Origin of the sequence: Streptomyces sp. NPDC088400 (genome assembly GCF_044753355.1) — a bacterium.
Lineage (GTDB): Bacteria > Actinomycetota > Actinomycetes > Streptomycetales > Streptomycetaceae > Streptomyces.
Genome location: NZ_JBIVMZ010000004.1, coordinates 331,282 through 356,934, shown reverse-complemented (window position 1 = coordinate 356,934; position 25,653 = coordinate 331,282). Strand labels below are relative to the sequence as shown.

Here is a 25,653-nt window from a genome sequence, read left to right as displayed (position 1 = left end):
GCCTGGCCACTGTCCGGATTTCAGTGCGCTCCCAGTGCCCCTCCCGGCGGGGTTTGCCCCGTCGCGGCACTAGACACCGTCCGGCTCGGCTGCCTGGACACTGTCCGGCTTGGTCGCCTGGACACCGTCCGGCTTGGCGCTCAGGTGTTCGCCGAGGAAGCGTTCCGCCGCCTTGTAGAGGGCGACGGCGTTGTCCGGGTTGTCGAAGGAGTGGCCTTCGTCTTCCATGACGGTGTATTCGACCGGGACGCCCCGCGCGCGAAGGGCTTCGACGATCTGGTCGGATTCGGACTGCACGACCCGGACGTCGTTGGCTCCCTGGGCGATGAACAGCGGTGTACGGATCTGGTCCACGCGGCTGATCGGCGAGCGGGCGAGCATGTCGGCCTCCTGCCGCGGATCCGCCGGGTCGCCGACGTAGCGGTACCAGCTGTTGCGCAGGTGGGGTTTGACGAAGTCGGGCTGGCTGCGCATGAACGTGGCGAGGTTGGAGATACCGACGACGTCGACCGCGGCGGCGAAGACGTCGGGGGTGAAGGTGACGCCGACCAGTGCCGCGTAGCCGCCGTAGGACCCGCCCATGATCGCCACGCGGTCGGGGTCCGCGTATCCGCGCTCAACGGCCCAGTTCACTCCGTCGATGAGGTCGTCGTGCATCTTGCCGGCGAACTCTCCGATCCCCGCCTTGGTGAAGGCCTTGCCGTACCCGGTGGAGCCGCGGAAGTTGACCTGGAGCACCGCGTAGCCGCGGTTGGCGAAGAGTTGCACGGCGAGGTTGAAGCCCCAGCTGTCCCGTGTCCAGGGGCCGCCGTGGACGAACAGCACCAGGGGCAGCCGGGTCGGCTCGATCCCTACCGGCAGGGTCAGGTGGGAGGGCAGCGGCAGTCCGTCGCGGGAGGTGATGGTCACCGGCGTCATCGGCGCCAGCTTCTCGGGGTCCAGGTTCTGCCGCGGCCGGAAGAGCAGGCGGCTCTCACCCGTGGAATGGTCGTAGAAATAGGTGACACCGGGGTCGCGGTCGTGCGTGAAGCTGACGACCCACCGCTGCTCGCTCTCGTCGGACGACACGGCGGCGAGATCGCCGTCGGACAACTTCTCCAGATTCTCCAGCACCTCGGCGAAGTGCGGGTCCAGGGCGTGGATCACCTGCCGTTCCCCGAGATAGCGGGCCCCGATCAACTCGCCCGTCCGCCGACGGTGGATGAAGGGATAGGGGAGCTGGGGAAAGACGTTGGAACGTGTATCGAGGTCGTAGACCGGGTGGGAGTCGATCTCGCTCTCCTCGCCCGTGGCCAGGTCGAGCCGGACCAGCCGATTCCGGTCGGTGCCCCGGTTCGACGCCATCCACACGCCTGTGCCGTCCGGCGTGATCTCCAGCGGAAAGATGCCCACCGGATAGTCCGAGCCGTCGAACACCACGACGGGACTCAGTTCACCTGTCGAATCGTTCCGGCGCGACAGTTCAAGATCGCCGTCCGAGGTTGTCCGGGTGGCGAAGATCTCGCCGCTCTGGCTGTACAGCCAGAGAGCGACATCGCTCCCGGGGCTCTGGACGAGCGTCTTGATGTCGCCGGTGGTGACGTCCAGTTCCAGCAGGTCGAACTCGGCGGGGTTCCTCATGTTCGCCTGGATGATCACCTTTGTGGGCCGCCCGGTGGGGAACTCGAGGATCGCGGCCCTCGCTCCGGGGACGGGGGTCAGGTCGACCGCCTCGGCGTCCGGGTTCTCCAGGTCGACGCGGTAGAGGTGCCAGTTCTCGTCGCCGTCCTGATCCCGGGTGTAGAGCAGCCACCGAGGATCGTCCAGCCAGAAGTAGGCCTGAACACCGCGAGCTTCGGTGGTCAGGCAGCGCGCGTCCCCGGGCGCGTCGACGCTTTCCCACCACACGTTCAGGCGGTTCTTCCACGGTGCCAGGTAGGCGATCCTGGTGCCGTCCGGCGAGAGGGAAACGCTCGTGCGAGAGGGCGGAGCGAAGAACTCCTCGACGGGGATGGGGTCCGGCAGAGCCATGTCGGTCCTTTCTGCGGCCAAGACCCGGCCGCCACCGAGCGGCGGCGGCCAAGCGTGTGAGAGGGACTCGCAGCGCCCAGAGGCCTATGCGGTCGGTGACAGCAAATGTCCTTCTGTCACCAAATGACAATGTCACTGAGCGACAGGAATTGCAAGCCTCCGACCCAGAGCCGGCCGTCCCCGAGGAATGCCGCTCCGGGTGCCGCCTCGAACGTGCCGAACGCATCGAACGCATTGAACGCATTGAACGCATTGAACGCGTCGAACTACAGGGCGTGTTCGGCCAGTTGCTACGCTACGGCCCTTGTCCGGCTGAGCGGTTCGGCCACGGGGGGACCATGAGTCAGAAGGTCGTACGCCTGACCCTGGCGGCCGGGGTGACCGTACTGGTAGCACTGCTCCTGCTCGTCGCCCTCGACGGGAAGAAGAAGGACGACAAGGCCGACGACCGGCCCAAGAAGGCCACGGCGAACAGCGCGCCCTCGGTGCCACGGCTCAATGTCCCGCCCGCGTACGACACGCGGCGCGGCTGGGATGTCGCCGCCCCCTCCCCCGACTACGCGATCACCGGGACCTCGGACCGGGCCGGCGATCCGGAACAGGCCGGCGATCCGGACCGGGCCGGCCGTCCGGAACGGGTCGGGTACCTGGAACGGGTGGGCTCGGACCGGTTCCGGCTGCGGACGCTGGACCCCACGACCGGGAAGCACGGCTGGAGCGGTAGGCCCTGGCGGCCGCTGTCCTCGCCCGACCGGTTCCCCCGGCTGCTGTCCGTCAGCAAGGACGATCAGGACTACTTCGTCACCTGGTCGTACGGAAAGCTGGACACGGACCCGCTGAAGCCGCCGGACTCCATCGTCTCCCTCGACATCTACCGCGCGGACGACGGCTCCCGTGAGCGGGTCGTGGTCCCGTGGACGGACTCGCCGACGGTCGGCGGAACGGGCCCCGGCATCCTGATCAGCGACGGCAAGGCCACCAGCGCGGTCGTCGACCCGGCCGACGCCGAGGTGGTCAAGGTCCCGCGCGGCTCGCTCGGTTACCCGAAGGGCTGCGCGAACTGCCGCGAGCTGACCGAGGTTCGCGCGATGACCGACAAGGGGCTGCTGGTCAGCGGGGCCAAGGAGTTCTGGGTACGCGGCGGTTGGTTCAGCCGGAAGTTCGCACCGAAGGGCACCGAGCCCACCTCAGGAGTGCCGGCCTCGGTGGCCTATGGCTCCGGCTCCGGCTCCGGCTCCGAGCACAGCTCCGGGCACGGCTATGTCCTCGCCAAGTGGCAGAAGAAGAAAGGCTCCAAGGACGCGGCCACCCACGAGGTGTGGGCGGTGCACGACGCGTCGACCGGCAAGGCCCTGGCCCAGGCACGCTGCCGTAAGCCCGCGATCGCACCCGGCGACGACCCTCGGCTCGTCGTCTCCCCCGACGGCCGCCATCTGGTCGCGGGGAGGCTCGCCTTCGACCTGGACGAGAAGGCGGCGTACTGCTTCGAGGAGCCGGACGGCACCGATCCGCTGACCCTGACCACGGTTACGGACCAGGGCGTGGCGTACGGCGCGACGAGCGCCCGCGATACGGCGGACGCGCTGGCGGGCGGCGGCAGCCCGGTCCAGGTGGACCTGACGACCGGGACGCCCGAGGCGCTGGCCGCCAATGTCCGGCTGCCGAGCGGGGAGACGGCCGGGGCGGGGCTGTTCCGGTGGACGGACGCGAAGGACGTACCGCATCTGACCGGGTACGCGCGGCGGGACCGGACAGACCCCTAGGACGCTCTGTGCGATACCGCGATACCGCGATACCGCGACGCCGCCACGCCGCCACGCCGCCACGCCGCGATGTGCCGCACAGCATCCAAGCCGTTTCCGTGCCATTCATGACATGACCTGACGTATCACCCACACAGGTGACCCGCTGATGTTCTCCTGCGGCGCGCCCGCACAGCTGGCTGTACTGGCAACGGCAACCGCAGTCTCCAGCAACTCCCTTTGGACGACAGGAGAATTCCATGCCATCAGTGCGTCTTTCGATGCGCATTTCGATGCGTCATTCCATGCTCGCGGTCGCAGCCGCCGCTGCCTTCACCCTGCCCTCGGCGTTCCTGACACCGCCCGCGACGGCCGTGGCGTCCGCCGCCGCACCGCACGCGGCCGCCGTGCCCGCCGCTGCCGCCTCCACTTCCAGTGCCTTCGACGTCACTTACGGGGCCACCTACACCCGCGGCACTCTGGGCTGGAAAGACCGGGCGATCGACGTGAGCGGGACGCAGCGGGCCGTGAATTCGAGTGGGTGCCGGAGGACCCACGTCACCACGTACAACGCCAGGGGAGCGCTGCTCGGCTCGAAGAGCAGCAGCCAGGTGTGCGGCCGGTCCGCCCCGTTCTCATTCAGGGTTCCCGCCAACGTGCGCGGCGGGGCCGCCAAGGTCAAGGTCTGTCTCGTGAGGGGTGCCTCCACGAACCTGAAGTGCACGACATACCGCAGGCCCTGACCGTCCACCCCTCCTCGGGGAGGGATGTGGTGTCCCGGTGTCCGGTGTCCCGGCGCACCGGGACACCGGACACCCGCGTCAGGCGTCAGGCGTCGGTCGGTGCGTCCGGCACCGGGCGGGCGCCGAGCGAGCGGTGGTGTGCCTGCCAGGGGCGTACGAGGCCCAGGAAGCAGCCGAGCGAGGCGACCGCGCACACCACCTGCACGACGGCCATCGGGACCGCCGTCTCCTCACCCGCGATCCCGACGAGGGGCGAGGCGATGGCGCCGATCAGGAACGCCGCCGTACCGATGAGGGCGGACGCCGAGCCCGCCGCGTGCGGGGTCCGCATCAGTGCGGCGGCGTTGGTGTTGGGCATCGCCAGACCCATCGAGGACATCAGCACGAACAGCGCCGCCGCGACCGGGAACAGCCCGACCGGGCCGAATACCCCGGTGGTCATCAGCAGCAGCGCGAGACCGGCGAGTGTGATGACGGTGAGCCCGAAGCCCAGCACCCGGTCCATGTTGACCCGGCCGACCAGCACTTTGCCGTTGATCTGGCCGACGGTGATGAGGCCGATCGAGTTGACGCCGAAGAGCAGGCTGAAGGTCTGCGGCGAGGCCCCGTAGATCTCCTGCACCACGAACGGCGAGGCCGAGACGTACGCGAAGAGCGCGGCGAACGCGAGACCGCCCGTCAGCATGTAGCCGGTGAAGACCCGGTCGGCGATCAGCCCGCGCATCGTGCGCAGCGTCGCGCCGATTCCGCCGCTGTGCCGCCGCTCCGGCGGCAGCGTCTCGTGCAGCCACTTCCAGACGACGAAGGTCAGGGCGGAGCCGATCAGCGTGAGGAGGACGAAGATGCCGCGCCAGTCCGTCAGGCGCAGCACCTGGCCGCCGAGCACCGGCGCGATGATCGGCGCGACGCCGGAGATGAGCATCAGGGTGGAGAAGAAGCGGGCCATCTCGACGCCGTCGTACAGGTCGCGCACGACCGCGCGGGCGATCACGATGCCCGCGGCGCCCGCGAGACCTTGCAGCAGGCGGAAGCCGATGAGCAGTTCGGTGGTGGGGGCCAGGGCGCAGACCGCCGTGGCGAGGACATAGACGACCATGCCGAACAGCAGTGGTCTGCGCCGTCCCCACTTGTCACTCATGGGCCCGACCACGATCTGGCCGAGTGCCATGCCCGCCAGGCAGGCGGTGAGGGTGATCTGGATGGTCGCCGCGGGTGAGTTCAGCGAGCGGGTGACCTCGGGGAGGGCCGGGAGGTACATGTCCATGGAGAGCGGGGGCAGCGCGGTGAGCCCGCCGAGGATCAGGGTGACCAGCAGCCCGGTGCGGCGCGCGGCGGCGACGGGCGCGGCTTCGGTGATCGAGGCGGCTTCGGCGAGGGGCGCGGCGGCGAGGGGCGCGGCTTCGGCGAGAGCAGCGGGGTCGGGGACCACCTTGGGAGGCGTCCGCCGCTGCTCCGGTATCTGCGCCGGAGTCCGCTCCCGTATCTGCGCCGGAGTCCGTTCCGATGTCGGCGTCCGCTCGGGTGTCGGGGTCCGCTCCGGTGTCCGTGCCGATGCCGAGCGGCTCCGCTCGGGCGTTATGTGTCCTTTACGTCCTTGGGCGCTCTGGCCGCCGTCCGGCATCCGTCTCTCCATGTCGTCGAATCCGTACCTATGCTCTCAGCTCAACCGGACTGGTCGAGACCTTTATGAGGCAGCTGTGAAAACGGGAGTGGTACAGGGGACATCGGTGGCACAGGACAGGCCCGTGCGCTGGGGCGTGCTGGCCACGGGCGCCATCGCCGCCGCGTTCACGGCCGACGTACGGGAGTTGGCGGACGCCGAGGTGGTGGCGGTGGCCTCGCGCACCGAGGCGTCGGCGAACGAGTTCGCGAGCCGGTTCGGGATCCCCCGCGCGTACGGCGACTGGGCCGGGCTCCTCGCCGACGACGAGGTGGATGTCGTGTACGTGGCCACCCCGCACTCCGCGCACCGGCCGGCCGCCGGACTCGCGCTCGCCGCCGGAAAGCCGGTGCTGTGCGAGAAGGCGTTCACGCTCGACGCCGGGGAGGCCGGGGAGCTGGTCTCGCTCGCCCGGGAGCGTGGGCTGTTCCTGATGGAAGCCATGTGGATGTACTGCAACCCTGTCATCCGGCGTCTGGTGGAGCTGGTCCGGGACGGCGCGATCGGTGACATCCGTACCGTCCAGGCCGACTTCGGACTCCAGGGCCCCTTCGCCCCCGACCACCGGCTGCGCGACCCGGCCCTCGGCGGCGGCGCGCTGCTCGACCTCGGCGTCTATCCGGTCTCCTTCGCTCAGTTGCTGCTGGGTGAGCCCGACCGCGTACAGGCCGACGCGCTGCTCTCCCCCGAGGGCGTCGACCTCAACACCGGGATGCTGCTGGGCTGGGACGCGGGCGCGACAGCGCTGCTGACCTGCTCGGTCACGGCCGGGACCGCGGCGACGGCGACGGTGACGGGCACGACGGGGCGGATCGAGGTGCCGTCGGGCTTCTTCGGTACGGAACGGTTCGTCCTGCACCGGGAGGGCGCGGAGCCCGAGGAGTTCACCACGGAGGGTCCGCTGCACGGCTTGCAGTACGAGGCGGCCGAGGTGATGCGCTGCCTGCGTGCCGGAGAGACGGAGTCCGCCTTGGTGCCGCTGGACGGGACGCTCGCGGTGATGCGGACGCTCGACGCGGTACGGGACCGGATCGGCGTCCGCTTCCCCACCGACCGGTAGGGCGTCGCAACGAGCCGTTCCCGGGTGACAGCGACGACCGAACCGCGTCACGGGTGACAGCGACGACCGAACCGTGTCCCGGGTGACAGCGACGACCGAACCGTGTCCCGGGTGACAGTGACGACCGAACCGTGTCACGTCGCGCGGAGCTGTACGGAGTTGCGGGGAGCCCGGCAATGCCGCGCCCGGCGCCTGCGGCCTCACGTACGCTGCGTGGCCATGAACGCGTTGCGGAAGATCAGCACCGAGCGGAAAATCGCCGTGGTGACGGGGGCGGGCTCAGGCATCGGACGGGCGGTCGCGGTGGCCCTGACCGGCGCGGGCTGGTCGGTGGTACTGGCCGGCCGGCGCACCGAGACCCTGGCGGACACGGCGGGGGCGGCCCGTGCCGCGCACACGGCGGGCGGTGACGTGCTGTGCGTACGGACCGATGTGTCGCGACCGGAGGACGTCGACGCGCTGTTCGCGGAGGTGAGGGAGCGGTACGGCCGCCTCGATCTGCTCTTCAACAACGCGGGCACGTTCGGGCCCGGCAGCACACCGCTGGAGGAACTGCCGTACTCCGCCTGGCAGAAGGTCGTGGACACCAATCTGACGGGCACGTTCCTGTGCGCGCAGGCGGCGTTCCGGATGATGAAGGCGCAGGATCCGCAGGGCGGCCGGATCATCAACAACGGCTCGGTCTCGGCGTACGCACCCCGCCCGGACTCCGTCGCGTACACGGCCACCAAGCACGGTATGACCGGACTCACCAAGTCGCTGTCGCTGGACGGCCGTCCGTACCGCATCGCCTGTGGCCAGATCGACATCGGGAACGCGGCGACCGACATGACGGAGCGCATGCGGCGGGGAGTGCCCCAGGCGAACGGCGAGTTGGCGGTGGAACCGGTGATGGACGTCGCGGACGTGGCGAAGACGGTGCTGCACATGGCGGAGCTGCCGCTGGAGGCGAATGTGCTGTTCACGACGGTGCTGGCGACGGGGATGCCACTGGTTGGGAGGGGCTGATCGAGCGGGGCTGATCGGGAGGGGCTGAGGGCCCCGGTCCGTACGCGCCGCTCCCCTCTCCCGGTCCCTCCCGGCCCCTCCCGGCCTCTCCCGAGCCGTCTCTGCCACGGAAGCGACGCGGTCGCCTCACGAAGATGTAACAGAGGCAACGGGAAGGTGACTTCAGGGGTCTGTACCGGCATGAAAATTTCTTTCCTCATCCACAACGCGTACGGAATAGGGGGGACAATCACCACGACGTTCAACTTGGCCGGTGCGCTGGCGGAGCGGCATGAGGTGGAGATCGTCTCGGCGTTGCGGCACCGGGAGAACCCGAACCTGAGGCCCGATCCCCGCATACGTCTGCGCCCGCTCGTGGATCTGCGGGAGGAGAAGGAACACCCCCTGCACCTCCGCCCGGCGACGGTGTACCCCGAGTCCGAGTACCGCTACGGGCAGTACAGCGAGCTCACCGACCAGCGGATCGCCGAGTACCTCAGGACGACGGACGCCGATGTCGTGGTGGGTACGCGGCCGGGTCTCAATGTGCATCTCGCCCTCCAGGCCCCGGCCCGGACCGTACGGGTGGCCCAGGAACACCTCACCCTGGACAACCACCACCCCCGACTGCGCCGGGTGTTGCGCCGCGCCTACCCGCGCCTGGACGCGCTGACCACCGTCACCCACGCCGACGCCGCCGCCTACCGGAAGAAGATGCGGCTGCCGGGCGTACGGGTGGAAGCCTTGCCCAACAGCGTCCCCGACCCGTCGCTCCCGCCCGCCGACGGCAACGCCCGCGTCGTGGTGGCCGCCGGCCGGCTCGTCCAGGTGAAGCGGTATGACCTGCTCATCGAGGCGTTCGCCGCCGTGGCGGCCGAGCGCCCCGACTGGCAGCTGCGCATCTACGGCAAGGGCGAGGAGCACGACCGGCTGCGGCGGCTCATAGACGAACTCGGCCTGTACGACAACGTTTTCCTGATGGGGGCCGCCATCCCGATGGAGGCGGAGTGGGTCAAGGGCTCGATCGCCGCCGCCACTTCCAACTTCGAGCCCTTCGGCATGACCATCGTCGAGGCGATGCGCCTCGGGCTCCCGGTCGTCAGCACCGACTGCCCGCACGGTCCGGCCGAGATCATCGCCGACGGCGAGGACGGCAGACTGGTCCCCGTCGGTGACCGCGACGCCCTCTCGGCCGCTCTGCTCGCACTCGTCCGCGACGACGACAAGCGCCGCCGCATGGGACGTGCCGCGCTGGAGAACTCCCAGCGGTACGCGCCGGGTCCCGTGGTGGCACAGGCCGAGGAACTGTTCGCCGACTTGGTGGCGGCACGGTCGGCCGGCCGGCCCGCGTCCCCGCCCGGCGGCGTGAACCGCCTTCTGGTGAACCACGGTTACGCGGCGAAGGACGCCGTCCACACGGTGCTCGGCACCGTCGTGAGGTCTGTGCGCACCGGACGGAAGGAAGAGCGATGAGCCAGGAACACACCACAGCCCTCCCCGCCGAAGCCCCGCGCGCCGAAGCCCCTCGCGCCGACTGCACGGTGGACGTGGACGGCCGGATCGTCGTACGCGTGAACCTGGCCGCGCCGACGGCCTCCGGGGCCTCACTGCCGTCGCGGTCCTCACACCCGCGATTGCTGTTGCGCCTGCGCCCTCCGAAGGGGAAGCCGGAGGAGATCAAGCAGGTCGTCGGGCTGGAACCGGTCGGCGAGGGCCGCTGGCAGGCCGCTCTTGAGCCGTCGCCCGCCTTCGCGGAGGGCCGGTGGGACGCGTTCTTCCTGTCCGAGCCCGACGCGCCGCGTCAACGGCTCCGCCCCGGAATGCGCGACGTGCGGGCGCTCGTGAACCCCTCGGGCTCCGGGCCGTCGACGCGGCCGCTCGCGGTCCGGATCCCGTACACCACCGTGGACGGCTACCTGGCCGTACGGGCCTGGCTGCGCACCTCCCACGCGGAGGCGGGCTCCATCCGCGTCGCCGACCACACGATGACCGTACGGGGACGGCTCATCGGATCCGAACTGGGCGCCGGTGCGGCGGCGTTGCTGCGCCGCCGTGGCAAGGGCGACACCGTACGAGAGGTGGAGCTGAGGGCCGAGGGCGATCACGACTTCTCCTTCACCGCCGACTACCGGGACCTGCTCGGCGCGCCGGAGGGCGGACCCGGGGCGTGGGACGTCTTCGTACGGCCGGCGGCAGGCGCGGCCCGTATCCGGGTGGCCCGGCTCCTGGACGACCTGGCGGATCGCAAGAAGGTCTTCGTCTACCCGGCGACGGCGCTCGACGGCCTGACAGCGCGCCCGTACTACACGGTCGACAACGACCTCGCGGTGGAGATCACGGCCGCCTGATGTCAGAACCCCCGGGGATGTCAGAACCCCCGGGGATGTCAGAGCGCCGAGCTGTCAGAGCGCCGGGACGTCAGAGCGCCCGGATGTCGGAGCGCCGAACTGTCAGAGCGCCGGAGCGTCCCGCAGGCCGAGCCGTAGATGCTCGACATGGAACAGCGCCTGGTCGAGCAGCTCCGCGACATGGTGGTCGTACAGGGCGTAGACGATCGAGCGGCCGTGCCGTTCGCCGGTGACCAGACCGAGGTTGCGCAGCAGGCGTAGCTGGTGGGAGCAGGCCGACTGTTCCATGCCCACGGCTTCGGCCAGGTCACCGACCGCGCAGGGGCCTTCCTGGAGCCGGGCGAGGATCCGCAGCCGGGAGGGGGTGGCCAGCGCCTGAAGGGTGGCGGCGACGTCGTCGGCGCCCACGGCGTCCAGGCGTTCGCGTGTGGTGGCGGTGGTTTTGTCGTCGACTCCATGGCCCATGGGACCATCGTAGCGACGATAGATGAAGACCTGTTCATCTATTCCTGTACGGTGAGGGTGTTGCCGTCCTTCCCCGCTCCCCGCCCGAGAAGGGTCCTTCCGCCATGCCCTCTTCCTCGCCGCAGACCCGGCCCCAGGCCGAAGCCCGGCCCCAGGCCCGTCTCCCGGAGCAGGCCCCGGCGTCCGTGACCCGCCGGGACGCCGTCCCCCGGCGCCGTACGCGGGCGTTCGCGCTCGCCGAGGCCCGCTGGGCGGCGGCCGCCACGGTCGCGTTCCTGATCGCACTCCCCCTCCAGGCGGCCGGCGCTCCAGGCTGGGCCTGGGGTCCGCTGTACGCCTTCGCCTATGTCACCGGCGGCTGGGAACCGGCCTGGGCCGGGCTGCGGGCCCTGCGCGAGAAGACCCTGGATGTGGACCTGCTGATGATCGTCGCGGCGATCGGGGCGGCCTCCATCGGGCAGGTGATGGACGGGGCGCTGCTGATCGTCATCTTCGCCGTCTCCGGCGCTCTGGAGGCCCTGGCGACCGCCCGTACCGCCGACTCCGTACGCGGGCTGCTCGACCTGGCTCCCACCACCGCCACCCGCCTGACCTACGGGGAGACGGACAGGAAAACCGGCGGGGAAACCGACGGGAAAACCGGCGGGGAAGAAGGCCGGGAGACGACGGTGGCCACCGAGGAACTCGCGGTCGCGGACATCATCCTCGTCCGGCCCGGCGAGCGGATCGGCGCCGACGGACGGGTGCTGGACGGGGCGAGCGAGGTCGACCAGGCCACCATCACCGGCGAGCCGCTGCCGGTCGCGAAGCGGCCCGGGGACGAGGTGTTCGCCGGGACGCTCAACGGCACCGGCGCGCTACGGGTACGGGTCGAGCGCGATGCCGCCGACTCCGTCATCGCCCGGATCGTGGCGATGGTCGAGGAGGCGTCGGAGACCAAGGCGCCGACCCAGTTGTTCATCGAGAAGGTCGAACAGCGGTACTCGATCGGCATCGTCGTCGCGACCCTCGCCGTTTTCGCCGTCCCCCTCGCCTTCGGCGCGGACCTGACGGGGGCACTGCTGCGGGCGATGACCTTCATGATCGTCGCGTCTCCGTGTGCGGTGGTACTGGCCACCATGCCGCCTCTGTTGTCCGCCATCGCCAACGCCGGTCGCCATGGAGTACTGGTGAAGTCCGCCGTGGTGATGGAACGGCTGGGGCAGGTCGACGCCGTCGCGCTCGACAAGACCGGCACGCTGACGGAGGGGACGCCGCGCGTCACGGCTGTCCGCCCACTGACCGGTGCGGTTCGCCTGCCGGCCGGTGCGGTCCACTCGCCGACCGGTGCCGACGGGCGGGTCGAGACCGGCGTCCCGCTCCTGGCCAAAGGCGTCCCGGCCCTGGCAGATGAATTCCCGCACCTGACCGACGGATTCCCGCTCCAGTCCGACGGATTCCCGCCCCTGACCGAAGACGACCTGCTGGCCCTGGCCGCAGCGGTCGAGCAGCCGAGCGAACATCCCCTCGCCCGTGCCGTCGTGGCCGCCGCCCGCGAGCGCGGCCTGAGCATCCCGGCCGTCGAGGACTTCACGTCCACCCCCGGCATCGGGGTGAGCGCCACCGTACGGGGCTCCACCGTCGCTGTCGGCGCGCCGGCCCGGCTGATCAAGCACACACATGACCCGGATACCGGCGCGGCAGCGGCCAACGCCGCACCCCTCGACTCCGACCCCCTCAACTGTGCTGCGATCGCCGCACAGTTGGAAGATGAGGGCAGCACGGCCGTGGTCGTCCAACTCCACGGCATCCCGGTGGGCGTGCTGGGCATCTCCGACCGGCTCCGCCCCGACGCGACCACCACCGTCGCCGCCCTCACCACACTGACCGGCACACCTCCCATGCTGCTCACCGGCGACAACCCGCGCGCCGCCGCCCGCCTCGCCGCCGAGGTCGGCATCACCGACGTACGGGCAGGGCTGCTGCCGCAGGACAAGGTCGCCGCCGTACGCGAGGGGGAGGCGGCCGGACGCAACGTGCTGGTCGTCGGCGACGGTGTCAACGACGCCCCCGCGCTCGCCGCCGCCCACACCGGTGTCGCCATGGGCCGGGCCGGATCCGACCTCGCGCTGGAGACCGCCGACGCGGTCGTCGTCCGCGACGAACTGGCCACCGTGCCCCAGGTCATCGCGCTGTCCCGGCGTGCCCGGCGGCTCGTGGTCCAGAATCTGGTCATCGCCGGTGTGTTCATCTCGGCCCTGGTCGTCTGGGACCTCGTCGGCCATCTGCCGCTGCCGCTGGGCGTTCTCGGGCACGAGGGTTCGACCGTCATCGTCGGCCTCAACGGCCTGCGCCTGCTGCGCGAGACCGCCTGGACCGGCTCCGGGAAACACTCCTGAGACCATTCTGGGAAACAGTCCGGGATACACCCCGCCGTACCCACTCAGATCGGAGGCGACCGTTGAGCCGCCGCAGTCGCAAGCCCGCCCCCACACCGGCACCCCGGTCCGGAGCCGGAACCCGGTCCGGAGCCGGCGCCGGAGCCGGCGCCGGCTCCGGGGCCGGGCGTCCCACCGTCACGGTCTGCCGCGGCTGCTGCTGTGGGACGCCGAAGATCCCGGGGTTGGACCACGCCGCCCAACTGACCGGCCTGCGGGCCTCCGTCGGAGATGCCGCCAAGGTCCGCGCCGTGGACTGCCTGGACGCCTGCGACCACGCCAACGTCATCGTGATCCAGCCGTCCGCCGAAGGACGGAAGGCGGGCGGGCGCCCCGTATGGCTGGGCCTGGTCAACGACCCCGACGCGAGCGCGGACATCACCGCCTGGATCCACGCGGGAGGACCGGGCCTCGCCGACCCGCCCGACATCCTGGAGCTGTACGCCTTCAACCCGTCCCGCCGTATTCGGCAGACACTCGATCACGACTCCGACGGCTGAGCCCGGGCTCGTCACTCGGCGTCGGGAGCCTTGATGATCTTGCCGTTCTCGTCGATGGTGTGGGTATCCCAGTAGACGTCCCACTTGTCGCCGACGTGCTCGGGGACCTTTCCTTCCGGGTAGCGGACGTATCCCTTCGGCGGCTCCTCGTCGTTGGGTACGCATGCGCTGCCGGTGCTGCCCACATTCAGAACCGGGTATTCGCCGCCGCCGCAGCTCGCGTCCTCCATCGAGCAGCCGGCCAGCCCCACAACAGCGACACAGGCCAGGGCGAGACCTACTACCGATCGAATCGGACGGCTGCCGCCCGCAGGCGAGGAGGTACGGAATTTGCTGGTGGTACGCACAGTTGGCTCCCTCGGAGTGGGTCAAGTGCGGCCAGCCTCCGTGAAGGCGTGACGGCGAACATGAGTACACATACTCATGCGTGGCAAATCTACTTCCCCCGGATGAGGCCGCTCCGGGACGCCTCCAACTCCGGTTATAGGCGCTGCTCATCCCAGAGTCCCAGGACCGCGCAGCTCCTTCGGTCATGGGTGGCATGAGTTCATCCGTGGGAGAACTCGGCAGGGCACGCCGGTGCTGGTGTTGGTACTGGTACTGGCGCTGGGTCTGTCTGGCGAACTCCGCCACTCGTCACGCTACGGGTTGACTTCCGGCGTGGGCTCACACCCCGGTTCGAGGCAGAAGACCGGAGCCTCGTGTGACGAAGTCCGGGCGCTGTCTTCCTAACCTCCTTGACCAGGCGTCGATTTGGGGGGCAGGAAATGGCACAGGGTGTCCTGGAGGCACGGCGGACGGACCGTGCGCCGGACACCGTACGCGAAGGAGAGACCGGCTTCGTGGTGGACGGTCGGAAACCGGAACTCGTCGCGGAGCGGTTGGTTCATCTGCTGACGGATCGGGCCGGTGCCGACGAGATGGGGCGGAAAGGCAGGGCCTGGGTGACGTCCCGATGGACGTGGGACGCCGCGTACGAGCGCCTTTCCGGGCTTCTCGCCGGGGCCTGACGGGTCTCACGGGTCTGACAGGTCTCACCGAACCGACTACGGGATGCGACCAGGGTCGGGCATATCCGCTGGTCAAGTCGCTGCCGCGGCCCCTCGCGCCGCCCCGACCCGACGCGCTTCAGGGTCACCCGCTTGCACGTCACGTCACTTAGCGACATGCTGTCTCTGGAGGACATTCGAAGGCGAGAGCGAGAGGTGCCATGGCGACGAAGGAGCGCAGCGGAGGAGGGATGAGTGAGCAGCGGCGGTTGCGGCTGCGGCTGGAGATCTCCCGGGAGGCGGCGCGTCTGTTCTGGGAGCAGGGAGTGGCCGCCACGAGTGGTGATCAGATCGCGGAGGCGGTGGGGCTGTCCACGCGCACCATCTGGCGGCACTTTCGCAGTAAGGAGAGCTGTGCCGAGCCGATTGTGATGCAGGGCGTTGTCACTCTGATGAGCGTGCTGCGCGCCTGGCCCCGGCAGAGTTCCCTCGAAGACCACCTGGCCGCGGAGCTGGCCAGGCTTCGTCACGAGACGCCGCCCGTCGATCTTGCCGACGAGATGCTCGCGATGAAGATGATTCGGCTCGCCGACACCGAACCGGCGCTCCGTACAGCGTGGTTGATGGCCTGCGACCAGACGGAGCGGGAGTTGGGCGTGATCATCGGTGGCCGTCTTGAGCGGCCGGCCGATGATCTGGAGGTGCGGATCCACGCCGCGGCCGCCGCGGCGGCCGTGCGGGTGCTGGAGGAGCACATCGGCGCCGCCGCCCTCGCCGGCGCCGACCTCTCGGAGTTCACCGACATGAGGGTCCTCGCCCGGCGTTACGCCCAGGAGATCCGCAGGGCGACCGGCGGAGTTGTCGGCGACCCCGTCGCCTGACGCGCCACGCCGTCCGTCCGGACGGCTGGACGGACGGCCGCGCCGGTCGGAGGGTCGGACGGTCGGACGCACCGCAGCCGGCACACCGTCGGAGCCGGCCCCGGAGCGAACACCGGGACCCGTCCCGGGACGTGCACCGGGGCTTCCACGGGGGCTTACGACCGGCAGCCCGCCGGACGGTTCCGACCCCGCCCCTGCCCGTACGGCCGTCACCCGGCCCGCACCGCCGCGACCGTCCGCTCCGTCTGACCGCCCCCGTCGCGAACCCTGAGGAAGAGAGATGTACCGGTCCCAGTCCACGACCCAGACCCAGCCCCAGACCCAGACCCTGCCCGAGCGCCTTTACCTGCTCTGCCACACCGTCGACAAAGGCACGTTCGAACTCACCGGTCTCCAGGGACGCGGCCAGTTGCTGCGCGCCGCGGCACTGACCGAGCTGACCCTCGCCGGACTGCTCACCGCCAGGAGAGGGAAGGTCGCACGACGCGCCACCAACCCACCGGGCGACCCCTTCCTCACCGAGGTGTGGCACGACCTGCCCACCGAGAAGGCGAAGCACTGGCTCCAGTTCGTGCACAACAAGGCCCATACGGCCGAAAAGCCCATCCGCGAGCAGCTTGCCGCGACGGGTGCGATCACGGTCCAGCACGAGAGGCGGCTGGGACTGCTCGCCGTCGACCGGGTCACCGTCAACGAACCGCGGCAGGTGCTCGCCCTCCAGGAGAGGGTACGCAACACCGTCCTCTGCGGCCCCGATCCGGCAATGGTCCCGGTGGACGAACTCACCATGGCCGTGTTCGCCGCGGAAGCCGAGGTGACCAGCGTGTTCAGCGGGAACGAACTCCGCACGCACAAGCAGGCGTTCAAGGCGCTCGCCACGCAGTACGACAGCGTCGTTCCCGGCCTGCGCAAGGCGCTGCGCGACTCGTACCTGTCGAGCAGGGCCGTCGGGGGCGGCTGGGGCAGATGAGCACCGAGGGCGGCACGCGCACGTCTCCCGGATGGACTCCGACCGGCCGGCCCTCGGCCTCAAGTCGACCGACTGCCCGAGCCGGCCCCGCCTTACGGGTCAGGCGGGGCCGGTGCGCCGTGATGCGCGGAGGAGTGGCCGTACCCGGCGCAGGATGTCGAGCTGGGCGGGGTTGTAGACGTCGTTGATGGCCTTGCCGAACGTCTGCTCCGCGAAGTGCGCGCCGCCCGGGGCGTCCTCGTTGGCGTTCCGCAGTCCGGGGTTCGCCGCGTGGAGCGCGTGGATGTAGGGGACAAGGCGCTCGGCCACATCCTGGCGCGTCCGTTCATCGGCGTCGGCGGGCAGGTCGTCGAACTCCGCGGCAACGGGATGGTCCGGAAGGGCTTGCAGCATATCGGTGTAGGTCCGCAGACCTTGTGGCCCGAGGACTCGGGTCAGGACGACGGCGAGTGAGCGGTCGGCGTCGGACAGTTCCGCTTCGGCGGCGAGCGGGGCGAGTTCGGGCGGCAGGTCGGTCGGCGCGGATTGGCGCAGGATGAGGGCGAGTTCGGCGCGGGTCCGCTGGAGTCGTTCTATGGTGGCGGCGAGTTCGGCGTCGAGGGTGCGCAGGGCTTCCTCGGGGTGGTCCTCGGCGTCGCCCATGGCGTCGATCTGGGACAGGGAGAACCCGAGGTCGGTCAGGCGCTTGATCCGCAGCACCCGGACGAGGTGGGCGACGCCGTACTGCTTGTAGCCGTTGGCACGCCGCTCCGGCTCCTCCAGCAGACCGACCTCGTGGTAGTGCCGTACCGCCCGCAGGCTCGTGCCGGCGAGCTCGGCGATCTCTCGGGTGCTCCAGGCCACGACCGTCATCTCGTTTCGAAAGCGGCTCCGTCGGCGCGGTCGCGCCGACGGATGCCAGTCGAAACGTGTCGTAGCGGCATGGTCAAGCGCGCTCACGCCAGAAGCCGCGAAAGTGGCGTGGATCATTCGCTGTCGGGGAGTCGCGGGTGCCGGGACGACTCCCTCTGCCGGCTTTCTACCGGGTCGCGTTGGACGGACCGAAGAACTCGACCTCGGCGATGGCCACCTGCTTCTCGGCGTCGGCTCCGTAAGCCGAACGGATCGTGAAGCGAACCGCGGTGACCTCCTGGGCGCGGAAGGGGCGGCGCTGGAAGCCGGCGCCCTGATCGAGATTGAGTTCCCTGGTGGTGGTCTTGCCGTCCACCGTGGTGATACGGGCCTCGACGCGGTGCGGGAGCGCGGACTCGGTGAGGGTTTCACCGCGGGAGGACTGGCCGGGAGTGATTCCGACGTCCAGCAGGCGTACCGGGTCCCTGAAGCGGGCCTCCAGCCATTCGCCCTCGGCGGACTGGCTGACCCCCGGACCCCACCAGGAGTTGCTGACCACGTCGAACGCCTTGTCCGGGCCGTGCTCGGGGTACGAGCGCGACGCCTTGAAGGAGTCCGGCGCGACCGGGGCGCGCTTGGCGAAGTGGTCGCGTACCGCGTCCACGGCGCGCGGGGTCTGGAAGAGGGCCCAGGCCACCAGACTCAGTACCACCGCGAGACCCACCCAGCGCAGGACGCGACCGATCTGGCGCCGCAGGCGCGGGCGGTCGCCGGCCCAGGGCGCCTCCCTGTCGCGGTGGTCGAGCATCCGTCGCCACCAGGGGCGGCGGGCCGGATTCTCCGTGCGCGCGGCCATCGGCATGGCGCACCGGGCGCAGAAGTGGCGGTCGGGGCGGTTCGCGGTGTGGCACCAGGGGCACGCGACGCCGCCCTGGACCTCCGGTTCGTCCGGGGCACGGACCTCCGGGCGGGCGGGGGCGGGGCGGCCGGGCAGCACCGGGGATACGTACGGAGGGCTCTCCCGCTCGCCCCGGGCGTCGGCCACGGGCACCAGGAGGGCTCTCGCCCGGTCCCGCTCCTGATCCCGGCCTTGATCCCGGTCCCGGCCTTGATCCCGGTCCCGGTCCCGGTCCTGATCCCGGCCCCGGTCCTGATCCCGCTCCTGATCCCGCTCCGGGGTCCACTCCTGGTCCGGGGTCCACTCCTGGTCCCGTTCCCTATCCCTATCCCTATCCCGCTGCCGCTCCCACTCCCGCTCCCGGTCTGTGGCGGCGGAGCCGGTCCCGGTGGCCTCCGGGGCGGCTTCGTGCGTCCCGGAGGCCGTCCGGGGCACGGGTTGGGTCGATACGTCGTCGGGGTCGGCATCGACATCAGCGTCGACATCGGCATCGGCCCAACTGGGGCCGCCCGGACCGGAGTCCGGCCGCCCAGGTCCGGGCGGGGCGTCCCGACGGGCCGTCGTCGGGCTCGGCGAGCCATGGCGCCCCGCCCCTGGGACGGCACCGGCACCGACCCCCGGCACGGCACCCGGCACGGCACCGGGCACGGCCTCGCGGTCGGAGCGCTGGGCCGGGAGCCGGGTGGGCGTCCAGGGCAGCAGCGCGGAGCAACCGTCGCAGAAGGACTGCTCCCGCTCGTGCCGCGTACCGCACTCGGCGCAGATCACGGCCGGCTTCCCGGTGTCACCGTCGCCGGATGCCTGACTGGGGGTCATGTCTGCTGGGTCCTTTCCGCGGCGGTCACCTGGACCGTGTAGGGAACGTGGGCGGGGCGTGCGGCCGCCACGATGTCGTTCAGCCGGTGCTCGTCGGCCGGGGTGGGCGCCGGGAGGCGCAGCGTGACGTGCAGCCCGGGGCGGGGTTCGCCGGGGAACGTGCCGCGCGGGCGGGCGCTCCAGGTCGCCCCGCCGCTCTCGGTGATCTCCGGATCGACGCCGAAGGCGAGCCGTACGGTCTCGGCCAGGCCGCCGCGGGTGCCGCGGACCCGGTGCAGGTACGCGGCGGCGGCGACCGCGTCGCGCAGCCGGGCCAGGCCCTCCGGGTGGTCGTCCTCGATGCCGTCGGTCTCGGCGCCGATCCATCCGCCGAGCCAGCGGGTGAAGTCGGCGGGGGCGAGGGCGGGGGTGAAGTAGCTGTCCTGGCAGTCCAGGACGTTGTGGAGAGGAGCCAGGACCTCGTCGAGCCCGGCGACGAAGCGCTGCGCCAGGGCGTCGTCGGCGAAGACGCTGGGCAGCATCGCCGCGAGCGGGGCGGACGAGGCGAGGCCGTCGATGGAGCCCCTCATGAGGCGCCCCCGATCACCCGGACGCGGTGGTCGTAGGAGAAGACGAGGGACGGCGGATCGAGGTCGATCCGGTCGGTCCGGTCGCCGCGTTTGCCGGTCAGCGGATCGGCCGCGTGCAGCCGTACCTCGTCCACCAGCTCCACTCCGGGGACGCGCTGGAGCACCGCGAAGATCTCGCCCGCCTGGACGGGGCGGCCGAAGGGCCAGCCGGTGCCGTCGGCGCCGCCGGTGAGCGGGTCGATGTGGCGGTGGAGGGCGTCATGGGCGTCGCGCCGGACGCGGTCGGCGTCGATGCCGCGGAAGGCGTGGACGGTGGCGACGACGGTGATGCCCTGGTAGTACGGCGGGCCGACCGCCAGCCGGGTGCCGATCAGCCGCCGTTCGTCGAGGTGGCGGGTGATCCGCCGGAGCAGCGAGTCGGCGGGGACGAGCTGTTCGAAACGGAGCCGGCCGCCGGGGTCGGGGACGGCGCGGGGGACGACGAGGACGCGTACGGCGTAGGAGCCGTGCTCCTCCGGTTCGCCCTCCAGGCAGGTGATACGGGCGGTCTCGGGGGCGGCGCGGCGGGCGAGTTCCTCGTAGTCCCGCAGCGTGACGGCCCGGTCCTGGGCGCGCAGCGTGATGGGGGCGCGGGTCTTGGCCTCCGCGACGCTCTCGCCGTCGACCCCGCCCTGGGCGGCCTCGCGGTTGACGACCTCGGCGACGTACGGGACGGAGTCGCGCAGGGTGCGGATGGTGCCGCGGGCGACGTTGCCGGTGCGGCCGCCGCCAATGCGGTAGCGGCGGGCGCGGATCACGGCGCCTTTGGGCGGTACGGCCCCGTACTGGCGCAGGGTGCCGTCGGGTTCGCGTACGGCGGGGCCGAAGGCGATCTCGCCGGTCGCGGCGTCGAGGGTGAGGTGGCGGTCGTGCGGGCCGGAGGCGGCGAAGTGCGGGACGACCTCCCAGTCCTTCCAGCCCTCCTGCCCGGCGTAGTCGGCCACTTGGAGGTCGAGCGGGGGTACGTCGCCGACGACGGGGGCGTGGGCGAGCCGCAGCCGCTGGCCGGGCAGCCCGGTGGACTCGCCCAGGGCCTCGTCGCGCACCGTCTCGGCGTGGACGGCGGGGACGGTGCCGCCCACGGTGAACGTCTCGGCTGACCGTACGGTGGGCGAGGTGGTGTAGAAGGGCTGGCCGGCCCCGGGCTCGGTGACCCGGCAGCGCAGCCAGCCCGCTTCCTGCCGCCCGGTGCGGGAGAGGATGTGCCCGCCGGGAATGTGCAGGACGACGTCGCCGGGGCGGTTGAGGCCGCCGGTGGTGTCCTGGTCGACCTCGCAGACCACCCAGCCATCGGCGGTCCACGCCTCCCAGACCAGCGGCGGCTGCCGGGGGTCCACACCGACGCCGTCGACCCGGCTGTCGAGCCGCAGCGCGACCGCGCAGTGCGGGACGGCGGCGCTGAGCCCGAGCAGCATGCTGTCGCCGGGGGCCGGGGATTCGGCGAAGCACAGCAGGTCGTTGCCCTCGGCGAGGTCCGTGGTGCGGTCGGTGACCTGCTGCCCGCTGTGCTGGACGGCGAGATGGCGCAACTCGCAGGGGACGACGGTCAGTTCGCGCTCGGTGGCGAAGACGACGGCTTCCTCGCCGTCGGCGCGCTGGGTCGCGGTCTCGGTGCCCAGGGGCACGCTGACGGGGTCCTCCTGCGGGGCGGACAGCCAGAAGGTGATCTCGGTGCGCGCGGCGGACGGCGGGAAGAGGGTGATGCCGACGAGGTCGAGGAAGGCCAGGTGGTTCTTCTCGGGGATCCGGTTGAGCCGGTAGACGACCTGGTCGGCCATGTGGGCGACCGTTTCCACGAGGGTGACGCCGGGGTCGGACACGTTGTGGTCGGTCCACTCGGGGGCGCGCCGCTGGATGTAGCGCTTGGCGTCGTCGACGAACTGCTGGAAGCGCCGGTCGTCGAGGTTCGGGGAGGGCAGTGCCATCAGCGGTCGCTTTCGGTGGCCGGTCCACCGCCGGTGCCGTCGGGGCCGGCGGCGCCGGAGGAGGGGTCGGAGGACGGATCGGAGGACAGGTCGGAATCGTCGTGGGAGGGGATGACGTAGAACGGGAAGACGAGATTGCGCGGGTTGTTGGTGCCGCGGATGACGTAGCGGACGTCGATGTAGAGCACCCCCGGGTCGTCGCCCGCGGTCACCTCCACCTCGCGTACCTCGATACGGGGCTCCCAGCGGTCCAGGGTGGTGTACACCTCGTGCTGGATCCGGCCCGCCGTGGCCTCGTTGACCGGCGCGAAGACCAGGTCGTGGACGGCGCAGCCGAACTCGGGCCGCATCGGCCGCTCGCCCGGCGCGGTCGCGAGCACCAGCCGGATGGCCTCCTCGATCTCCCGCTCCCCGCTGACCAGGGCGATGCCCCCGGTCGGGCTGACGCGCAGGGGGAAGGACCAGCCGGATCCGACGAACTGCCCGGCCATCAGAGCAGCACCGGCTTGGTGTTGACGGTGACCAGGCCGGTCAGCGCGACCGAGGTGCCGCCGATGGTGACGGCGCCTGGGGTCACGACCTGGAGGACCCCGGGCAGGATGTTCACCGCCCCGCCCGTCACGTTCAGCGTCCCGGCCTGGATCGATCCGGTGGTGCCCTTGACGTTGAAGGTGGTGCCCGCCGTGGCGGACAGGGCGCCGCCCGCCGTGAGGGTCATCGCTCCCCCGGCCTGGAGGTTCATGGTGCCTTTCGCGCGCATGCTCAGGTTGGCGCCGGCCTCGACGGACACCGACCGGGTGCCCTTGATGACGACGCTTCCCGCGCTGTCCACGGTGATCTCGGTCCTGGTGCGGTCCAGGTTGATGGTGAGCCGGTCGTTGCCGGTGCTCAGCCGCACCCCGCGCTTGCCGATCTTCTGGCTGAGCAGGTCCAGGCGGTTGTTCTCCCGGTCGGCGACGGTGTGCCGGGTCGCCTTGCCCTTGAGGGGGTCGTGCAGCGGTACGTCGCCGGGCTTCGGCTTGTCCTTGCCGTTGTAGAGGCCGCCGATGACGTACGGATGGTCCAGGGCGCCGCGGTCGAACGCCACCAGGACCTCGTCGTTGACGTCCAGCGGAAGGATGCTGCCGCCGCCCACTCCGGCGAACTGCACGGTGCGGGTCCAGTCGCTCACGTACGTGGCGTCCAGCCAGGGGAACTTCAGCTTCACCCGGCCCTGCCGCAGCGGGTCCTTCACATCGGTGACGAGCGCGTTGGCCACGGACGGCAGCCGGGACCGGTCCGCCGCACCGCCGCCGGAGGCGAGGCCGTACAGCGACCGCCACTGGCGCCCGCTGACGGTCACCCAGGTCTGGTAATGGTTGCCCGGCTCGAAGACATGGCGGACACCGGTCATCGTGTACTTGCCGTCGAAGGGCTTGCCGACGTCGGTGAGTGTCACCGGGATGTCGGCGCGCAGCCTGGGGTTGCCGTGGACGGTGATCTCCAGCTCGGCGAAGGCCGACGTCACGTCGTCGGCCAGCGCCTGCGCCGCCCGTCCGACCTCCCGCTGCTGGTCGTAGGGGCTCGACGTGTCGACCAGATTGGCCGGCTTGAACTTCCCCTTGCCGGCGCCGGGTTCGGTGCCGAGGTCGAGAGCGGTGTTCTTGGTGGCCGGTGCCTGGGCGGTGATGGCCTTCTTGCTCCGCACGTTCCAGCCGCGCGCCTGCACCTGGGGCACCTGGTCGGCGGAGGTGACGGAGATCCGGCAGCGCAGGATGTCCTCGCCGCCCTTGAGCACGAACGGGTTCTCGTCGCTGTCCATGGTCTTCGGGGGCGCTCCGGCGGCGCGCTTGCGGCTGACGAACTGGAACTTCCCGTCGGAGTCCAGGAACATCACCTTCTTGCTGTCGTCCGCCAGGCGGGCCAGGAAGTCCCAGTCGCTGATGTTGTCCTGGGTGATGAAGTCGTACGGGGCCCCGGTGGATTCGATCTTTCCGACGGAGATCTGGCTCGCCTTGACCAGCCGCTTGGCGATGTCGCCGGCGGACATGCTCGTGTATCCGGCCACGCGGCGCTGGCGCAGCATGCGGTGGCCGAGGTCGTAGCCACGTACGACGGTGAACGTGCCGGTGCCGTCGTAGTCCTTCTCCAACCCGGTGACCTCGCCGGTGAACAGCGGATCCTGCGCCCCCTTGCCGTCCGCCACCGGCGCCAGCACGGCCTTGGAGCCGATGTCGATCTTCATATCGTCCAGCAGCCTGCGGCCGTCGTCACGGAAGGTGAGCTGGAAGGCGCCGGGCACCCCGACCCCGAAGTCCACCCAGACATCGGTCAGTTGATCCTGAATCAGGCGGGGCAGCGAACTGTTGTCCAGCCGGACGTCGATGACACTGGAGTAGGAGATCTTCGTCATCAGGCGGTCACCTCCTCGACCGCGGGCAGCACGAGTTCGGTGCCGGGTGCGAGCCGCGACGGGTCGTCGATGCCATTGGTCTCGGCGATCACCCGCCAGACGGTGGCGTCCCCGTACTCCCGCCAGGCCAGCGACTGCAGCGAGTCGCCCGCCACCACCCGGTGGACGCGCCGTGCGGTGAGCGCGCCCGACGTGGGGTTCTGTCCCTTCGTCCTGCTCGGTATCTCATGCAACCGGACCTGACAGGTGGCCCTGATCGGCACCCCGGTGGTACCGAAGAGGGTGTACGTGGCGTCCACGGACTCGACGTAGGCCGTGAAGCGGGCGGTGGAGAACGCCCCCCACTGGAACACCACCCACGGCGTCGACGGCTGCTTGGCGGCGAGGCTGGCCGCCGTCACCTCGCAGCAGGAGAAGAGCGCCTCGACCTTCTTCAGCACGCTGTTGCCGTTCGGATCGTCGGACGAGTCCAGGAACACGTCGATGCCGAGCTGCCGGGGCTCGGGGCCCATGAACTCCGGCACGGGGCCGTCACGGACCGCCGGGCTCGGCGTGAACTTCCAGTCCGTACGGCGGCTCATGGTGAGCTGGGACGGGTTGAAGTCGAAGGTGAAGTTCTTGATCAGCGCACCGGGGGTGGTGCTCTTCCCGACGGGCGGCTGGTGGATCGCGAGCGAGGCGCGCACCAGGCTCTTGCCGGCGCCGCCTCCCTTGCCGCCCTTACCGCCGCCCCTGGATCCGCCCCTGCTTCCGCTGCCGGCCATCTACGCCGCCCCCGCATCCGTGAAGCCGTGGTGGGTGATCTCCAGCACCTCGGTGGCCACCGCCGGGTTCTCCGGGTTGAGCGAGGGCCCCTGCCAGCTCACCGGCAGCACGTCGATCAGACCCCACTGGGCGACCAGTGAACCGTCCGCGCGCAGCGCGGCGATCTGGCCGGTGGGGCGGGTGACGCCGGTGGTGATGGACGAGATCCAGGCCGCGACCTTCGCCGTGTCCGGGGTGAGGGGGCGGGTGAGCCGGATGCTGGAGAACGTGACGCGGGACGGCAGTTGCCAGACGAAGCCGTTGTTGCCGCCTTCCTGGTGGTTCTCGATCTCCACCGCGGAGGACAGACCCTCGCAGCCGTTGAAGTACCCCAGGCTCTCGCCGTCGATGGTGAGGGTGAAGAAGATCGTGGATCCCGGGTCGAGATCACTGGGCATCGGGGTCGGCCTTCTTTCTTGCTGCGTCCGCGCGGGGTGCTGGGATTCGCCCGGACGTCGGGCGTCGGTCAGGCGGTCGGGTCGGTGGGCGGGGCAGGTGGTCAGGCGCTCAGGTGGTCAGGTGGTCAGCGGGGTGAGTCACGGAGCTTGCCGACACGCTCGCGGTCGAGGCGGAATTCGGCTCTCAGCAGTCGGGTCAGCGGGCCGAT

23 protein-coding genes are annotated in these 25,653 nt (G+C 70.7%); 11 read left to right on the top strand and 12 right to left on the bottom strand.

The features are described 5' to 3' along the window. Positions 1-69 precede the first annotated feature (69 nt). Positions 70-2,010 (bottom strand): S9 family peptidase, encoded by a 1,941-nt coding sequence (locus ACIQD6_RS12895; protein WP_401881339.1) that lies wholly within the window; start codon positions 2,008-2,010, stop codon positions 70-72. Between the two features lie 338 nt (positions 2,011-2,348). On the opposite strand from ACIQD6_RS12895, the gene ACIQD6_RS12890 reads away from it, so the two are divergent. Then, complete coding sequence (locus ACIQD6_RS12890) at positions 2,349-3,773, top strand: hypothetical protein (RefSeq protein ID WP_401881337.1); 1,425 nt, start codon at positions 2,349-2,351, stop codon at positions 3,771-3,773. 239 nt (positions 3,774-4,012) lie between these two features. Beyond that, a complete protein-coding gene (locus tag ACIQD6_RS12885; RefSeq protein ID WP_401881335.1) occupies positions 4,013-4,495 on the top strand; it encodes a hypothetical protein in 483 nt (160 codons plus the stop codon). Positions 4,496-4,580: 85 nt separating this feature from the next. Here ACIQD6_RS12885 and ACIQD6_RS12880 read toward each other — a convergent pair whose 3' ends face one another. After that, on the bottom strand, positions 4,581-5,924 hold the full coding sequence (locus tag ACIQD6_RS12880) for a Bcr/CflA family multidrug efflux MFS transporter (protein WP_401881333.1): 1,344 nt from the start codon (positions 5,922-5,924) through the stop codon (positions 4,581-4,583). A 298-nt stretch (positions 5,925-6,222) separates the two neighbouring features. On the opposite strand from ACIQD6_RS12880, the gene ACIQD6_RS12875 reads away from it, so the two are divergent. The 4 genes from ACIQD6_RS12875 (at position 6,223) to ACIQD6_RS12860 (ending at position 10,550) form a co-directional block, all read left to right on the top strand. Next, on the top strand, positions 6,223-7,215 hold the full coding sequence (locus ACIQD6_RS12875; RefSeq protein ID WP_401881331.1) for a Gfo/Idh/MocA family protein: 993 nt from the start codon (positions 6,223-6,225) through the stop codon (positions 7,213-7,215). Between the two features lie 219 nt (positions 7,216-7,434). Then, positions 7,435-8,223 (top strand): SDR family oxidoreductase, encoded by a 789-nt coding sequence (locus tag ACIQD6_RS12870; RefSeq protein ID WP_401881329.1) that lies wholly within the window; start codon positions 7,435-7,437, stop codon positions 8,221-8,223. 180 nt (positions 8,224-8,403) lie between these two features. Next, a complete protein-coding gene (locus ACIQD6_RS12865; protein WP_401881327.1) occupies positions 8,404-9,675 on the top strand; it encodes a glycosyltransferase family 4 protein in 1,272 nt (423 codons plus the stop codon). Continuing rightward, positions 9,672-10,550 carry a hypothetical protein gene (locus tag ACIQD6_RS12860; RefSeq protein ID WP_401881325.1) on the top strand — a complete coding sequence of 293 codons (879 nt, stop codon included), beginning with the start codon at positions 9,672-9,674 and terminating at the stop codon, positions 10,548-10,550. The genes ACIQD6_RS12865 and ACIQD6_RS12860 overlap by 4 nt, the downstream gene beginning before the upstream one ends. A 102-nt stretch (positions 10,551-10,652) precedes the next feature. On the opposite strand, the gene ACIQD6_RS12855 is transcribed toward ACIQD6_RS12860, so the two are convergent. Next, positions 10,653-11,015, bottom strand: a complete 363-nt coding sequence (locus ACIQD6_RS12855; RefSeq protein WP_401881323.1) for an ArsR/SmtB family transcription factor — start codon at positions 11,013-11,015, stop codon at positions 10,653-10,655. A 104-nt stretch (positions 11,016-11,119) separates the two neighbouring features. On the opposite strand from ACIQD6_RS12855, the gene ACIQD6_RS12850 reads away from it, so the two are divergent. Both ACIQD6_RS12850 and ACIQD6_RS12845 read left to right on the top strand, forming a co-directional pair. Beyond that, the gene (locus ACIQD6_RS12850) at positions 11,120-13,393 is read left to right on the top strand and encodes an HAD-IC family P-type ATPase (protein ID WP_401881321.1); all 2,274 of its coding nucleotides are present in this window, start codon (positions 11,120-11,122) and stop codon (positions 13,391-13,393) included. 62 nt (positions 13,394-13,455) lie between these two features. Continuing rightward, the gene (locus ACIQD6_RS12845; protein WP_401881320.1) at positions 13,456-13,932 is read left to right on the top strand and encodes a (2Fe-2S) ferredoxin domain-containing protein; all 477 of its coding nucleotides are present in this window, start codon (positions 13,456-13,458) and stop codon (positions 13,930-13,932) included. Positions 13,933-13,943: 11 nt separating this feature from the next. Here the strand turns inward: ACIQD6_RS12845 and ACIQD6_RS12840 are convergent, their stop codons facing one another. Next, a complete protein-coding gene (locus tag ACIQD6_RS12840; protein ID WP_401881318.1) occupies positions 13,944-14,279 on the bottom strand; it encodes an SCO0607 family lipoprotein in 336 nt (111 codons plus the stop codon). A 420-nt stretch (positions 14,280-14,699) separates the two neighbouring features. On the opposite strand from ACIQD6_RS12840, the gene ACIQD6_RS12835 reads away from it, so the two are divergent. From ACIQD6_RS12835 to ACIQD6_RS12825, 3 genes are all read left to right on the top strand, one after another. Further along, the gene (locus tag ACIQD6_RS12835; RefSeq protein ID WP_401881316.1) at positions 14,700-14,942 is read left to right on the top strand and encodes a glycosyltransferase; all 243 of its coding nucleotides are present in this window, start codon (positions 14,700-14,702) and stop codon (positions 14,940-14,942) included. Between the two features lie 230 nt (positions 14,943-15,172). Then, complete coding sequence (locus ACIQD6_RS12830; protein WP_401881314.1) at positions 15,173-15,802, top strand: TetR/AcrR family transcriptional regulator; 630 nt, start codon at positions 15,173-15,175, stop codon at positions 15,800-15,802. Positions 15,803-16,082: 280 nt separating this feature from the next. After that, complete coding sequence (locus ACIQD6_RS12825; RefSeq protein ID WP_401881312.1) at positions 16,083-16,772, top strand: GPP34 family phosphoprotein; 690 nt, start codon at positions 16,083-16,085, stop codon at positions 16,770-16,772. Between the two features lie 99 nt (positions 16,773-16,871). Here the strand turns inward: ACIQD6_RS12825 and ACIQD6_RS12820 are convergent, their stop codons facing one another. The 8 genes from ACIQD6_RS12820 to ACIQD6_RS12785 form a co-directional block, all read right to left on the bottom strand. Continuing rightward, positions 16,872-17,624 carry a MerR family transcriptional regulator gene (locus ACIQD6_RS12820; protein WP_401881310.1) on the bottom strand — a complete coding sequence of 251 codons (753 nt, stop codon included), beginning with the start codon at positions 17,622-17,624 and terminating at the stop codon, positions 16,872-16,874. Between the two features lie 166 nt (positions 17,625-17,790). Next, positions 17,791-19,317, bottom strand: a complete 1,527-nt coding sequence (locus tag ACIQD6_RS12815) for an NADase-type glycan-binding domain-containing protein (protein ID WP_401881309.1) — start codon at positions 19,315-19,317, stop codon at positions 17,791-17,793. Next, the gene (locus tag ACIQD6_RS12810; protein ID WP_401881307.1) at positions 19,314-19,886 is read right to left on the bottom strand and encodes a phage tail protein; all 573 of its coding nucleotides are present in this window, start codon (positions 19,884-19,886) and stop codon (positions 19,314-19,316) included. Before ACIQD6_RS12810 ends, ACIQD6_RS12815 begins: the two co-directional genes overlap by 4 nt. Then, positions 19,883-21,850 carry a putative baseplate assembly protein gene (locus tag ACIQD6_RS12805; RefSeq protein WP_401881305.1) on the bottom strand — a complete coding sequence of 656 codons (1,968 nt, stop codon included), beginning with the start codon at positions 21,848-21,850 and terminating at the stop codon, positions 19,883-19,885. Before ACIQD6_RS12805 ends, ACIQD6_RS12810 begins: the two co-directional genes overlap by 4 nt. Continuing rightward, positions 21,850-22,341 (bottom strand): GPW/gp25 family protein, encoded by a 492-nt coding sequence (locus ACIQD6_RS12800; protein ID WP_401881304.1) that lies wholly within the window; start codon positions 22,339-22,341, stop codon positions 21,850-21,852. Before ACIQD6_RS12800 ends, ACIQD6_RS12805 begins: the two co-directional genes overlap by 1 nt. Then, positions 22,341-24,242, bottom strand: a complete 1,902-nt coding sequence (locus ACIQD6_RS12795; protein WP_401881302.1) for a VgrG-related protein — start codon at positions 24,240-24,242, stop codon at positions 22,341-22,343. Before ACIQD6_RS12795 ends, ACIQD6_RS12800 begins: the two co-directional genes overlap by 1 nt. Further along, positions 24,242-25,006 (bottom strand): LysM peptidoglycan-binding domain-containing protein, encoded by a 765-nt coding sequence (locus ACIQD6_RS12790; protein ID WP_401881301.1) that lies wholly within the window; start codon positions 25,004-25,006, stop codon positions 24,242-24,244. The genes ACIQD6_RS12795 and ACIQD6_RS12790 overlap by 1 nt, the downstream gene beginning before the upstream one ends. Next, positions 25,007-25,444 carry a phage tail protein gene (locus ACIQD6_RS12785; RefSeq protein WP_401881299.1) on the bottom strand — a complete coding sequence of 146 codons (438 nt, stop codon included), beginning with the start codon at positions 25,442-25,444 and terminating at the stop codon, positions 25,007-25,009. Between the last annotated feature and the right edge of the window lie 209 nt (positions 25,445-25,653).